At 63.3% G+C, this 12,641-nt stretch carries 12 protein-coding genes; 6 read left to right on the top strand and 6 right to left on the bottom strand.

Annotated features, from left to right (window positions below):
• Positions 1 to 2: 2 nt before the first annotated feature.
• The 3 genes from AC1DWC_RS01925 to AC1DWC_RS01915 all read right to left on the bottom strand — a co-directional run bounded on the left by AC1DWC_RS01925 (position 3) and on the right by AC1DWC_RS01915 (position 2,483).
• A complete protein-coding gene (locus AC1DWC_RS01925) occupies positions 3 to 158 on the bottom strand; it encodes a hypothetical protein (protein ID WP_477905664.1) in 156 nt (51 codons plus the stop codon).
• Positions 159 to 1,146: 988 nt separating this feature from the next.
• A complete protein-coding gene (locus tag AC1DWC_RS01920) occupies positions 1,147 to 2,124 on the bottom strand; it encodes an aldo/keto reductase (protein ID WP_477905662.1) in 978 nt (325 codons plus the stop codon).
• On the bottom strand, positions 2,121 to 2,483 hold the full coding sequence (locus AC1DWC_RS01915; protein WP_477905660.1) for a MoaF-related domain-containing protein: 363 nt from the start codon (positions 2,481 to 2,483) through the stop codon (positions 2,121 to 2,123). Before AC1DWC_RS01915 ends, AC1DWC_RS01920 begins: the two co-directional genes overlap by 4 nt.
• 425 nt (positions 2,484 to 2,908) lie before the next feature.
• Between AC1DWC_RS01915 and AC1DWC_RS01910 the strand changes: the two genes are divergently transcribed.
• The 3 genes from AC1DWC_RS01910 to AC1DWC_RS01900 all read left to right on the top strand — a co-directional run bounded on the left by AC1DWC_RS01910 (position 2,909) and on the right by AC1DWC_RS01900 (position 6,266).
• The gene (locus AC1DWC_RS01910; RefSeq protein WP_477905658.1) at positions 2,909 to 3,745 is read left to right on the top strand and encodes a helix-turn-helix transcriptional regulator; all 837 of its coding nucleotides are present in this window, start codon (positions 2,909 to 2,911) and stop codon (positions 3,743 to 3,745) included.
• Between the two features lie 1,026 nt (positions 3,746 to 4,771).
• Positions 4,772 to 5,140, top strand: a complete 369-nt coding sequence (locus AC1DWC_RS01905; RefSeq protein WP_477905656.1) for a hypothetical protein — start codon at positions 4,772 to 4,774, stop codon at positions 5,138 to 5,140.
• Between the two features lie 625 nt (positions 5,141 to 5,765).
• The gene (locus AC1DWC_RS01900) at positions 5,766 to 6,266 is read left to right on the top strand and encodes a DinB family protein (RefSeq protein WP_477905654.1); all 501 of its coding nucleotides are present in this window, start codon (positions 5,766 to 5,768) and stop codon (positions 6,264 to 6,266) included.
• A gap of 423 nt (positions 6,267 to 6,689) precedes the next feature.
• Here the strand turns inward: AC1DWC_RS01900 and AC1DWC_RS01895 are convergent, their stop codons facing one another.
• A complete protein-coding gene (locus AC1DWC_RS01895) occupies positions 6,690 to 7,418 on the bottom strand; it encodes a ubiquinone/menaquinone biosynthesis methyltransferase (protein ID WP_477905652.1) in 729 nt (242 codons plus the stop codon).
• A gap of 258 nt (positions 7,419 to 7,676) precedes the next feature.
• On the opposite strand from AC1DWC_RS01895, the gene ccsB reads away from it, so the two are divergent.
• Complete coding sequence (ccsB, locus tag AC1DWC_RS01890; RefSeq protein WP_477905650.1) at positions 7,677 to 8,645, top strand: c-type cytochrome biogenesis protein CcsB; 969 nt, start codon at positions 7,677 to 7,679, stop codon at positions 8,643 to 8,645.
• Between the two features lie 558 nt (positions 8,646 to 9,203).
• On the opposite strand, the gene AC1DWC_RS01885 is transcribed toward ccsB, so the two are convergent.
• Positions 9,204 to 10,058 carry a hypothetical protein gene (locus AC1DWC_RS01885; RefSeq protein WP_477905648.1) on the bottom strand — a complete coding sequence of 285 codons (855 nt, stop codon included), beginning with the start codon at positions 10,056 to 10,058 and terminating at the stop codon, positions 9,204 to 9,206.
• 446 nt (positions 10,059 to 10,504) lie between these two features.
• Between AC1DWC_RS01885 and AC1DWC_RS01880 the strand changes: the two genes are divergently transcribed.
• Both AC1DWC_RS01880 and AC1DWC_RS01875 read left to right on the top strand, forming a co-directional pair.
• Positions 10,505 to 10,645 carry a hypothetical protein gene (locus AC1DWC_RS01880; protein ID WP_477905646.1) on the top strand — a complete coding sequence of 47 codons (141 nt, stop codon included), beginning with the start codon at positions 10,505 to 10,507 and terminating at the stop codon, positions 10,643 to 10,645.
• Between the two features lie 875 nt (positions 10,646 to 11,520).
• Entirely contained in the window at positions 11,521 to 11,811 is a 291-nt protein-coding gene (locus AC1DWC_RS01875) for a hypothetical protein (protein ID WP_477905644.1), read from the top strand.
• A gap of 215 nt (positions 11,812 to 12,026) precedes the next feature.
• Here AC1DWC_RS01875 and AC1DWC_RS01870 read toward each other — a convergent pair whose 3' ends face one another.
• Positions 12,027 to 12,542 (bottom strand): GNAT family N-acetyltransferase, encoded by a 516-nt coding sequence (locus tag AC1DWC_RS01870; protein ID WP_477905643.1) that lies wholly within the window; start codon positions 12,540 to 12,542, stop codon positions 12,027 to 12,029.
• Positions 12,543 to 12,641 lie beyond the last annotated feature (99 nt).

The raw sequence follows: 12,641 nt of genomic DNA, 5'->3' as shown, positions 1-12,641 counted from the left end.
CCTCACTCCCGCGGCAGTTTCGGCGCGAGCCCCGCCTGCGGGATCACGGTCCCGGCCGACTGGATCGACGGCAACGCACCGATCACGCACACCCTGCGGGTGCCGGCCGACCGCGGCCAGACCCGCATCGACGTTCCCGCCGGCGCCGGGGTCAACATGGTTGCGATCTCGACCCTCCCCCAGCGTTCTCTGGCGGTGTCGAGCTACGTGTGAGTCGCTCCGTAGCCATCCGGCGGGCGTGTATCTGGTGACGGCGTGACGCGCCGTCAGACCTGACTTGCTGCGAAGGTCGCTCGCGCGGGCACCCGCGATCGACTCGATGACCAAGTACGCGGACGAGTCGGGGAAAGAACTGAAATGCTTGGCGTAAGCGATCGTGTCGGCATCGGTCAGATGTAGCCCGAAGTTCGTTGCCAGCGACTCCGCCGCCCTCTCGGCCGATCGTGCGCTCACCCAACGATAAAGCCGAGGGCCACCAAACCAGAGAGCCAGCGCTCCGACGATGACTACGGCAAGGGCAACGCCGGCCCACAGCCGCCGCGGTCGTTTCTGGAACACAGTCATCTGTCTGATACGACCACACGGCATACAGACCCTCCAACGAGGACACGACCACAGCTGAGGATCGCGTGCGCGGTCAGAGGAGGCCTCACCCGACTCGATCAGCTTGGATCGCTCGGCATAGCGAGCATTCCAGGCGTCCTGGACCCACGACACGAGCCCTCTATCGTCCTCGGATGAGCTGGTGGGACGGTGTTGAGTTCGGTGAGCCGCGACTCGCGAGCGCAGAAGTGGCCGCTGGAATCTGGTCGAGCACTGCCAGGGCTCGCGACTTCGACGATGTCGATGTCGGTCCACTGGCTCAGTCGCTCAAGGCAGGCGTCGATCGGGGACTCTGTCCCGGTGGACACGGGTACTCCTCGGCCCGCCGAGGATGCGTGAGCGATGAATCCATGGGCGGGTCCGGTCCAGCATGGAAGGTCAGAGCGGTGCAGAATACGTCGCAAATTCAACGGATTGATGAAGGTCGATCCTGGGTGTGGCCAGCATCCTCAAGAAGGCGGCTGGGGCCACTTGCCGTGACCGGTAAGGGCCCGCCGGTCAACGGCCGGACCTTGAAGTGCCATCTACACTCGTCCGCTCGAGTTAGTAGCCCTCGGGTTGGCGTGGGGTGTAAGAGGCTTCCAGGAGGTCGATGTCGTCGGATTCGAGCGTGAGGGCAAGTGAGGCAAGGGCGTCGTCGAGGTGCTGGGGTTTCGTTGCGCCGATGATCGGTGCCGTGACAGCGCCCTGTTGCCGCACCCAGGTGAGGGCAACCTGTGCCCTGGAAGCTCCGCGTCGTTCAGCGACCTTGCCTACGGCATCGGTGATTGCTCGGTTGGACTCGTCGGTCTGCCGGTAGTAGGTCCTGAGCACCGCGTCGGTCTCGGACCGGGCACTCGACTCGCCGACCGGTCGTATCAGCTCTCCGCGCGCGAGGGGGCTCCATGGGATTACGCCGATCCCGCTGTCCTGGCACATCGGGTGCATCTCGCGTTCTTCTTCACGCTGGAGCAGGTTGTATTGGTCCTGCATCGAGATGAATCGGGTCCACCCTCCCCGGTCTGCGGTGTGCTGCGCCTTGGCCATCTGCCAGGCATGCATCGAGGAGGCACCGATATACCTGGCCTTGCCCGCCCGGACCACATCGTGCAGGGTCTCCATCGTCTCCTCGATCGGAGTGTGCGGGTCCCACCGATGGATTTGGTACAGGTCGACGTAGTCGGTGTCGAGGCGGCGCAGGCTCTCGTCGATCTGCCACAGGATGTGCTTCCGAGACAGACCTGCTCCGTATGGGCCGGGCCGCATTGGGAAGAACATCTTCGTCGCGATCACGACCTCTTCGCGCCGGGCCAGTTCGCCCAGCAGCTGGCCGGTGATCTCCTCGCTCGTGCCGTCGGAGTACATGTTCGCGGTGTCGAATGTAGTGATTCCAGCCTCGATCGCCGCGCGATAGAGAGGTTTCGCGGCGTCAAACGGCAGGGTCCACGGGTGATTGCCACGACGAGGATCGCCGTAACTCATGCACCCCAGAATCAGCTCCGACACCTGGAGCCCGCTCGCTCCGAGCCGTCGATACTTCACGATCCCTCCCTCGTGCGTGATTCCGTGGCTCCGGCACCTCGCTCTGTGATCGTGCCCTTCAGGCACCAGAGTGATGAGGACGCCCGGTCCGTGATGTAGACGTACGCCGTGTGCTCAGCGAAGTCCTGCACCTGCGTCACCGTGTTTCCCGATTCCGGCTCAGTCCACGACAGCAGGTACAGGCCAGGCCGCAGCTCGACGCGGTCGATCTGGAAGTCGTTGACCGTGCCAGCCGGCAGGCGGGAATCGGCCACCACCTCGGACCGCAACACCTTTGGACTTGCGGTGGTGAGGCGATATTTCGCTTGATCGCCGAAGTTGAACAGGTAGGTCGTACCGATCACATTGCTGGGCATCATGACTCGCTCCTCGCGGGCTTGCCAGGTTGGAGATGACTTCGTAGTTGGCGTCAACGGATCAGCCACCCACCAAGTCGTCGGGTGAGGAACGGAGTGATGACCCACACCATGGACGCGACCACGAGGGGGACGATTACTGCCAGCCGAGCCGGCGCGGGAACGCCACCCATGAACGGGGTCAGGACGGTCACCAATACCGTCAGCACCGGGTAGATCCCACACACGGTGAGTAACCACACCTTCCACGGTCGCGGCGCACGAGTTGTGGTCGTCGTCAACGAGTCCTCCAAGAGCTCCAGCAGGGGTTTCTATGACGCCAAGTCTGGAGCGGTTGACGGATACGGGGAAGGCCGTGTCGTTCCTAGCAGTGACACGACCAGGAACACTTGCCGCAGGCCGACGCCGGTCTTGGCAGAATTCGGCCTGTGACTACACCCGGACCACTCGGCGACTTCCTTCGGTCGCGGCGATTCGCTGTTCAACCCACTGACGTCGGTCTCCCCGCAGGGCCGGGACTGCGCCGCACCCCGGGCCTACGCCGCGAGGAGCTGGCAACTCTGGCCGGCGTCAGCTTCGACTACTACACGCGCCTCGAGCAGGGGCGCGAACGCCGGCCAGGACGAGCTGTTCTCGACAGCCTCGCGCGAGCTTTGCGACTCACCAGCGACGATGCGCGCCACCTGACCCAACTGGCGCTGGTAGCTGCTGCCCCACCGCCGACCACCACATCGGCACCTGCCAGGACAGTGCGTGCAGGCATCGACGCCGTCCTCGCTGCTCTGCGTCCCTCACCGGCCTACGTCCTCAACAGGGTGAGCGACATGATTGCCGCGAATGCTGAAGGTCTGGCCCTGTTTACCGGAATCAGCAAGTGGCCAGCGGACCGACGCAACACTGTGCGATACATCTTCACCCACCCCGTCGCTCGCACTCTCTTCGTCGACTGGGAGGCCACCGCACGATCGAGCGTCGCACAGCTGCGGAGCATGAATTCTCACTGCCCTGCCGACCCCTACCTGCTCGACTTGGCGACAGAGCTGCACGCCGCCGACGCGACGTTCCGTCGTCTCTGGAACGGCCATGCGGTCGGGCCTCGACGGCACACCACGAAATCCTTCAATCACACCGATCTCGGGGTCTCCACCTTCAACTTCGAAACGCTGCACCTACCCGACGACGAGCTGCGCATCTCCGTCTACACGGCCGCACCACCGGTAGCTTCACCGACGAGCGACTCGAGGTCGCCGCAGGGACACGGATGACAACAGCGTTAGTACACATGCAGCGATTAGTTCCCTGACCAGAGACCAGGTCCTGTGGCAACAGCAGTGACTTGAATCCGAAGACGCCTGGTGGCAGGCCCGCTATTCAACAACTACGGCACCCTGCCGATCAGGCGCAGAACCCTCTTGGCGCCAACCCAAGAATCAGCTCGGGTCATAACCGATACGTCCAGCATCCGATCCGAGGCGTCCATCAATCGGTCATTTCCAGGACATGAAACGGATTGGGCGACTATGGATGCGCTGCGGCTTTCAGTGATCGCCCTTGTCGGTGACGTTTGATCAGCGAGAGAGCAGTAGATACCACGGTGGCGATCAAGACGGAGAATCCAAGCAACATGGCGACGGTGGGCCACCCGCGGATGGCCGTTGTGCCGTACTGGAGGTCGCTGCCGACCTGCCACGTACAAGATGCGCCGGCGACAGGGAACCAGGTCCAGTTCGCCTCTGTCAGAGGCGAACTGACATCAATCTGCCACATGGCCGGGGGCGTCACGTTGGCGGCGCAGTAGCCCGCCGGATCCCCCGAATACACGTGAACTGAGACTGCAAGGACCAAGACGGAGGCGAGAGCTCCTGCCAGGCCGAGCTTCAGTAACCGGCTGCGCATTGAAACCCCCGAAATGTACGTGCACGTGCACCTGCGCCTATTGAAGCTTAGAGACGCAAGCTTCGGCGACCGCGGGCTGCGCGGTCGAAACACCGCCGCGAAGGTCGTCGATCGAGTGTGGTGAGCTGCGGCATCTGTGGCACCGATCTGAGGCAAGGGCATCCGACGGTCTCCTAGGGCCCACGAATTTGCGCGAATCCCTATATGCGGTAGCTACTGGCGATTGAGTGCACAATCTCGTGGACCAACTCGGTCAAACTGTGGGCATGAGACTGATTGCCGGGGACAGACTCGGACCGCTGAGGGCTGCTGCTGGGTGTATCGCGGTCACAGTTGCGATACCCGCACTCGGGGGGTGTTCCGATGCGAGTCAGACGCATGCCAGCGAGCCTCCCGTGTCGGCTAGTCCGGAAGAAGTTGTCCACTCGTTTATCGAGGCGATCGACGCAGGCGACGAGGAGGTTGGCCGGATGTTGGTAGCTGATGACCGATGGAGCAGATTGCAGCCGTGGTTCCGCTCATCGCTGACCGGCCGGCATCCTCAGATCAGTGACCTGGTGATCCGTGACGTCACCGCGTTTACGTCCTCGATGCCGGCCGCGGGGACGGCCGCCGAGGGATACCGACAGGGCGTGTCAGTGGGGGTCACATTCACGCTCACCAACGCCGATGAATCTATGCACGACGGCCCGACCACGTGGGGCTATGTCCTTGGTCGCAACAGTGATGACGACGGTTGGCGAATCATTGACAACGGAACGTAGCGATCGGTGAGGTCCCAGGAAGGAGGCCGCGCGGTGTGCGCGCCGACCGGGCCGTCCGGAACTGGCACTCGACCGCCTGAGGCTATTGCCACGTTCGTTCTGGTTCGGGGTGGATATCAGTGCCGGCCTGGTGCCCGGATTGATAGCTCCCCCCCTATTGAGTGCGTGTGTCTCCTCATCGGTCGTTTCCCGGACATGAATCAGACCGGGCAGCTCAGGATGTGTGAGCTTCGGTTGTCTTCATTCGGGGATGCGTTGGCGTCAGACGGACTTCGTGCCGTCGTCCCGTCAAGTGGCCCTGACGATGCCGGAGCCTCGGGTCCTGAGTCGCGACTCGCGGTTGCAGTTGCAGTTGCAGTTGAAACTCTGCGATACGCTGACGCCAGGCAACAGGGCCCTTCTGACGGGCCTGGGCTCCGGTGTTGACGGCGCCCGCCATTTCACGCTTCGTGTGCAATCTTCGCGCCGGCAGATCGGTTGTCCTTCTCCTTCCCGGTTGTTCCCTGGCCGCTGGACGCTTTGTCCCTCTTTCGAGATCGATCGCCGCTGCGCAGCGTCGTGTCATCCAGCCCGACCGACACCTGCCGCACGGGCCTCAACCACACAACAGAATTGGAGTGAAAGCATGGGCACCTACGGAACTACCACTGGCACCGAGCGAGCGATCATCGAGACCATGCTCGACCGCAACCGCGAAGCACTCATCGACACCGCACGCGGCCTGTCTGGCGCCGATGCCCGCCGACGACTCGTCGCGTCGCTGACGACACCGATCTCATTGATCAAGCATGCCGCTGCCGCAGAACGGATCTGGTTCCAACGGTTCTGGGCGGGACTCGACGAATCGGAGTGCGATGGATACTCGCGCCGCGACGAGGGCACCTTCGCCGTCGCAGACGACGAGTCGCTAGTGGACGTCATCGCCGAATTCGAGCGAGCAAGCCAACGATCACGTCAGATCGCGTCTCGCTTCGACCTCGACGACACGAAGGACATGCCCCGCGAGGGAAGCGTCAGTATGCGATGGACGCTGCTCACCTTCATCCAAGAGTTCGCCAGGCACGCAGGCCACGGCGACATCCTCCGCGAACAGATCGACAAGCCCGCACTGCGTCAGCCGAGCTGAACTCTCTCGTGGCGCGTGTGCTCTGCATCCTGACCGTCAAGTGGCCCGGACGATGTCGGACCTCGTTGGCGTTGGACCGACGCTGAACTCCGATCCAAGGTCGTCCTGAAATCGTTCGTTTTCCGGACGCGAATCTGGATGGTGAGGTCGCGTTGTGACTCGCGGCGTCAGGTGGCGCCAACAACATCTACGCCGCGCTGGCACGCTCACGGACCGTTTTGTACACGCCCACCGCGTCCGCGCCTATGCGGGAAATACGCGACGACCTGCAGCAACTGCACAGTCGGTCAACATCTGCATCGACTGATTGATGGCTTTCACCACCGCCATGACCCGCAACACGAGAAGTGGTACATCAGGTCGGTTCCGGAGTCTTCATCCCATCGCATGAAATGACGTCGGCCCACGGCCGTCGCCTATCGACTATCTCGGCTTGGTGGCCCAGTGGATCGCCAGGGCGCCGAAGAGGTGCAGTTCGTGACCGACGCCGACGAAGCCCGCATCCTTCAGTAGCTCCTGGACCTGGGCGGGAGTCCGGAATCCTCGGGTCGTAGCCGAGAGGTACTCGTAGGCCTCCGGATCTTTGGTGATGAGCCGTGAGAGTTGCGGGACGACGTACTTGATGTAGGCGGTGGAGAAGGGCTTGAGGATGTTGTCCGGCGCCGGTGAGGTTTCCAGAGCCACCATCCGACCACCGGGCTTCAGCACACGAAACTGTTCGGCCAGCGTGGTGGGGATGTCGGCCACGTTCCGCAGCAGGTAGCCGTGGGTCACGGCGTCGAAGGTGTCGTCCTCGAACGGGAGGTCCATCGCGTCTGCCTCGACCCAGGCGATCCGGTCGCCATCGGGACGGGCTGCGCCGATCGCCATCATTTCCGGCGCGAAGTCCACTGCGGTGACGTCCGCGTCGTGGTGGGTTCGCAGCACCTCGTGGGCGATGTCGCCGGTTCCCGTGGCCAGGTCCAGCACCTTCGGGGCATCGGGCAGCTGTGCCCGCTGGACGGTACGCCGCACCAGCCGCGGCTCCTGTCCCCAGGTCATGAAGAGGTTCATCAGGTCGTAGCGGCCGGCGATACTGTCGAACATCGAGGAGACCCGGGCTGGGTGGTCGGCGGGTTTGGCATCTTCAGGTACCGGCTGGCTCGTGCTCACCCGCTTCACGGTAGCCGCTCCGCAGCCGGTGGCGGCCTGCCAGTCCGGCGGCCCCACTGCGTGCTCCGGGGGCATAGACGGCTCACTGAGCCCCTCCAGGTACCGGCGTCTACAGATGTCGCCGCGATCAGGACCCGTCCTGGGCCAGTTGCAGTGTCGCGCACATCGCCGAGCGGGATAGGCCGCTGATCTCGCAGAGTTGACCGGCGGCAATCCTCTACTATCCACCGTAGTAGACATTGGTCACGAGGGGGACTCATGCCGGTCAGTGCCACGCTGGCGCAGTACAGCGACTTCGCTTTCGCATCCGCGTTCACGATTTACGTTCTTGCACTCGGTCTTTCGGCCTTCGACTTTGCGGGCTCGTCGGTTCGCCGCCGCGTCGCAGCGGAGGCCCGGGCCGTCATCACCGTCGGCGCAACAGCCCCGGACGTGCCGGGTCGGATTGCGGCCGCAGACAGCAACCGCTCACCCAGCGAGCGAGCTGGACGTGCCGCCATCGCCGTGACACTCGTCGCGCTGGCACTGAATGTGGCCGCGATCGCCCTGCGGGGCCTGGCGACCGAGCGATGGCCGCTGGGCAACCTCTACGAATACGCACTGTTCCTGTGCGCAGCAACCGTGGCGTGTTGGCTGGTCGCAGTGCGGCAGTACCCGATCCGAAACCTGACGGTCTTCGTCCTCGCACCGGTGGTCGTACTCCTGTTCATCGCAGCAGCGGTGATGTACAACGATGCCGCTCCCCTGGTGCCGGCGCTGCGCTCCTACTGGATCGCAATCCACGTCACGATCGTCGTGTCCGCGTGCGGGATCCTCACCTTCGCCAGCACTGCGAGCCTGCTCCACGTCGTCGCGGTCCACGGGCACAAGCGATCCCGCGGACCACTGGCGTGGGTCGCCGCCCGACTTCCCTCCGCGGAACTACTCGATCGGGTCGCCTACCGCACGACCATTGTCGGCTTTCCGCTGTACACAATCGGGGTCATCTGTGGCGCGATCTGGGCCGAAGCCGCATGGGGACGCTTCTGGGGCTGGGACCCGAAGGAGACCGTCTCCTTCATTGCGTGGGTGCTCTACGCCGCCTACCTGCACTCCCGAGCTACGAGCGGATGGGGGAATCTTCGCGCATCGTGGATCAACGTCGCAGCCCTCGCCACCACACTGTTCAACATGTTCGCCATCAACTTCGTCGTCTCGGGCCTGCACTCCTACGCAGGCCTCAACTGACGTTCAGCTGACTCAGCGCACTCCGCGGAGGCGGCGCTGACGGAGTTGAACCCACCGGTCTGCTCATTCCGTGGTCGGTAGGTCCGAATCGGCATGTCCCAGGCGATAATGGCGAAGATTACGGAGCCCGGGAAAGCAAGGATCCAGACATACGGTGCAAGCCAACCGAAGACCGCCAGCACCATTGCGGACAGGGCGAACCCAGTGATCATGGGGACTGGGCCGGCTTCCATGCTCCAAACGTATCCCCCGTGTGTGCGCGCCGACCGGGCCGTCCGGAACTGGCACTCTGCTTCTTGAGGGTATTGCTACTGCCCGTTCTGGCTCGGGGTGGATATCAGCGCCTGGTCTGGCGCCCGGATTGATAGCTCGCCCCTATTGAGTGCGTGTGTCTCTTCATCGGTCGTTCCTCAGACACGAATTGGGCTGGGTGGCTGAGGATGTGACTCGCGGCGATATGTGGCGGTGTTCTCGCGTGGCCAGATGGCGGTTCTGTGGTGGGAGTAGTACCGCCGCGATCAGGACTCGTCACGGGCCCGTCGTCGGATGCCGATACAACTAGTGCACGTTCGGTTCGGGCCGACGCACATCTGGCTGCCCGACGACCGGGTCGTTCGGATGCAAACGCTGCTGCAAGAGTGCGAGGCCCTCGGGATGGAGAGTTCCGCGGAAAACGTGGCAGGCCCAGTCGAAGTCGGCAGTGGACCACGCGGCGGCCGCTCCCCAGTACCAGGCGAGGTTCCACGGTTCGCTCGACCGTGGGCGACGGGCCATGCATCCGTCGCCTTCGCCGCCGCCGAATCCCGCGCTGAACGCGCCGGTCGCCTCGTCATCGATCCTGATCCACATGGGCGTCAAATCGTGCAGGACGGGGACGTGCAGGTCTGCGGCGGAAACGTTCTCGCGGAACCAGTCGTAGGTCCGTCGGCGCCTGGTCTCGGCCGCGGCCTTCATCTTCCTCTGGGAGTCGTCGTCGGTCTCGATAGGCCCGTCCCAGGTGAAGGCGGCGGGGTCGACCGGAGTGCCGAATGTTGCCTGTTCGAACGCCGCTCCGTCGATTCCGTCACCGGTGTGCGCGGCGAGTACCGCGCCGGAGTCGGCGTCGACGATCAGCCGCACGGACGGTTTGTCAGGTCTGCGCGGAGCCAGCTCGACGGACCAGCATGGGCGGGCGAGGAACTCGACGTCCTCGACGGGGCGGGTTGGGCGGGCATAGTTTTCCCGTACCCAGTGCCCGGTCGGTGGTGTGATCAACAACTGTTTTCCCGGACCTGCGATATGCACACGTTCGACGGGAGTCTGTCGGGGCCGTGATGGGTCATCGTGGAAGTGCCACGCCGTTTCCCCGTCAGTGAGGAACACCAGTTCGCCGGTCAACGCCTCTACGCGCGTCTTCCGGCCGGCCCGGATCACCCGGACACCACCGGGGCCGAGTCCCACGATCACGGGTTTCTCGCCGTAGCTGATGGCGGTGACCTTGATGGGCTCGTCGGAGTTGTGATGGGTCCGCACAATTCCATCGACCGGGGTCGTGGGGCCGTCGACCATCGCGACGAGAACTTGTATCCAGGCAGTAGTCATATTGTCCTTACCCTTAGTGCTACCGAGTCATATTGTGCGCAAAGCCTCTTAGGTGAGCAGCAAACGGGAGTCGTTGACGATTGGTGAGAGATTGCTGCACCCGGCGAGTCACACAACTGATGGTCGCCGCCATCCGAGGTCGTCCTGAAATCGTTCGATTCTTAGACACGGGCTCTCGCCGGCGCCGCTGGCCCGGGCGTTCGAGATGAACCCGTACGCGTTCGCATGCTGGTTGGTACCGTGCTTGCGCACGCAGGGAGGGCAGCATAGGGGGAGAAATGGCAGGCGTTGTCGCGGTCATTGCCGGGTTCTTCATCATCCTGAGCCTGGTAGTTGCGCTGATGGAGCGGTTGGACCGGCGAGATGACTGGGATCCCAATGAGCTGGATCCAGGTCCGCCTGTTTCAATCGACGATTGAGTCGATGGCTCAGCCGGCAAAGGTCGTGCTGCCTCGGACTCGGCGACTACCGATCTATCACTAAAGGTCATAGTGATTTGTTGTCGTCCACCAACATCTCAGGTCGACAGACGCTGCCTCTGTCTCGAAATGAGCAAAGAAGACTCGCGACGGGGCGCGGCGTGCCGTCAACTCAGAGTTGATAGCTCTTTCCTATCGAGTTGCGCGCGTCTCCCAACCGTTCGGTTTCTGCACACGAACTCGCCTGTACATCCAGACATGTCCGTCGATCCGGTCGGGCCACCTCGTAGGGTCGGGGTATGACGGTTCCCGGGGGCGGTTGGCGCAGGCAGGCGATGGCGTGGCCACTGATCAGCGGCGCCGTGTGCGGGATCTACGTTGCGTGGCAGTTTGCAGATCCCGGTTTCATGACACGACTCCTGGGTGTCGTCCTCGGGGCACTTTGCTCACTTCCTGCCGGCGCGCTCCTCGGCGTGATTGCGATCCTTGTCGGACATTCCGTCCTCGCGTTCATACCGCAGCACACCGTGGATCACCGGCTGACTGGTTGGCGACTCGCCTTCGGTGCTGCAACGGGTCTTGCAGTGGCACTGGTTGCCGGGGTCGCTCTCGTGTGGTTGGGCGTGGACGGCACGGCTCTGCCCGTCGGCGGTGCCGTCGGGACGATCGCGTTCGTTGCGTCATGTGTGTATTTCCCCGAATCGGAACTGCGCACGGTCGGGGCCCTAGCATCGCCACCTGGTCAATCTGGCGTCGCACCTCGCTAATCTTCGCTGCATCCCGACACAATCAGTGAGTGTGCGGGCCGATCTACCGTCCGAGCGAAGTGTTGCTGGTGGTCCCCAGGGGTACGTACATCCAAGGAGAATCGTTTGATGGAAATCTTTCTGGTCGGGGTGATCGCAGTGGCGGTGTTGGTCGGCCTGGACCAGGCAGGACTGTGGGCCGAGCGAAAAGGGTGGGTGTTCTGGCGCAAGGGCAAACGTGGGGATGCGGGAGGCGGCATGTTGGGGGTCATGGACGAACTCCTCTCGCCCGCGAAGAGCCACACTCTCGAGGAGGTTGTCAACAAGCAGAACGGTCGAGTCGACGTAACCGTTGGGGACGGTGGATGGGTCGATCTCGATGGTGGTCGGGCGCACTTGCCGGCGATTGGTCGGCAGTAGAAGGCGCCAGGTGCGTGGACGCTGCAAACCGCGGGTGTCTTCGTTCACGATTTTCGACAGTCCATCAATCGGTCGATTGTTGGACGGCTGGCGGACTTGTTGGGCGTCCATGCGCAGGAGTCATACCGTCGGTTCTATTCGTGGCTGTGGCCATCGGTCCTCGCCGCGGGTCTCGGTGGCCGCCCCGCTCACAGTTCCTCACCGATTTCCAGAACTCAGATTCCAGGAAGCCGAAAGTAATCACAGTCGACGCCCGCGTACACGCGCCTGTCCACGAGCTCGAATTGAACCTTCTCGAGTACACGAACGCTCGCTCGATTGCCTACCTCGACATGGGCACACAGGTCGCTCGACGATAGTTCGCGGGCCGGATGTTGGCGATGCCAGTCAACCAATGCGCGTGCGAGCTCCGTCGCGAGACCTTGGCCCCACTGGTCCCGACGCAAGGCGTAGGCCAGCTCACGACTGGGGCCGGCCTCGCCGAATCCGGCGCGCCCGATCATTTCGCCGTCGTGGTTCTCCACGCGCCACTTTGTCCAACCCCTGCTCCGTTGCTCGTTGAGGTAGCCGTCAAGGCGGGACCGCGCCTCGACGAGGGTGTCGGGCCGTCCATGACCGATGTATCTCATTGTCAGCGAGTCAGAATGCAGAGCGGCGAGGTCGTCAAAGTCAGCTGGCAGCCAATCCGTAATCGTCAGCCGGTCCGTGCTCAGGATGGTTCGGCGACTCATGGTCATCGTCCTGTCAGTCAACAACGACTCACCGGCCGTCACATCTGGAGTGCCCAAAGGTAGACCCGTCTGCCTTGGTCTACTGCCGGATCCCACACT

It is taken from the genome of Rhodococcus sp. P4_C10, assembly GCF_056402135.1.
This window is presented reverse-complemented; position numbering and strand designations above follow the sequence as displayed.

Bases quoted from the DNA above. Each gene is read 5' to 3' on its own strand.
- AC1DWC_RS01925 (WP_477905664.1), bottom strand. From the start codon at position 158: ATGTTGACCCCGGCGCCGGCGGGAACGTCGATGCGGGTCTGGCCGCGG.
- AC1DWC_RS01915 (WP_477905660.1), bottom strand. From the start codon at position 2,483: ATGATGCCCAGCAATGTGATCGGTACGACCTACCTGTTCAACTTCGGC.
- AC1DWC_RS01900 (WP_477905654.1), top strand. From the start codon at position 5,766: ATGGGCACCTACGGAACTACCACTGGCACCGAGCGAGCGATCATCGAG.
- ccsB (WP_477905650.1), top strand. From the start codon at position 7,677: ATGCCGGTCAGTGCCACGCTGGCGCAGTACAGCGACTTCGCTTTCGCA.
- AC1DWC_RS01880 (WP_477905646.1), top strand. From the start codon at position 10,505: ATGGCAGGCGTTGTCGCGGTCATTGCCGGGTTCTTCATCATCCTGAGC.
- AC1DWC_RS01875 (WP_477905644.1), top strand. From the start codon at position 11,521: ATGGAAATCTTTCTGGTCGGGGTGATCGCAGTGGCGGTGTTGGTCGGC.
- AC1DWC_RS01870 (WP_477905643.1), bottom strand. From the start codon at position 12,542: ATGAGTCGCCGAACCATCCTGAGCACGGACCGGCTGACGATTACGGAT.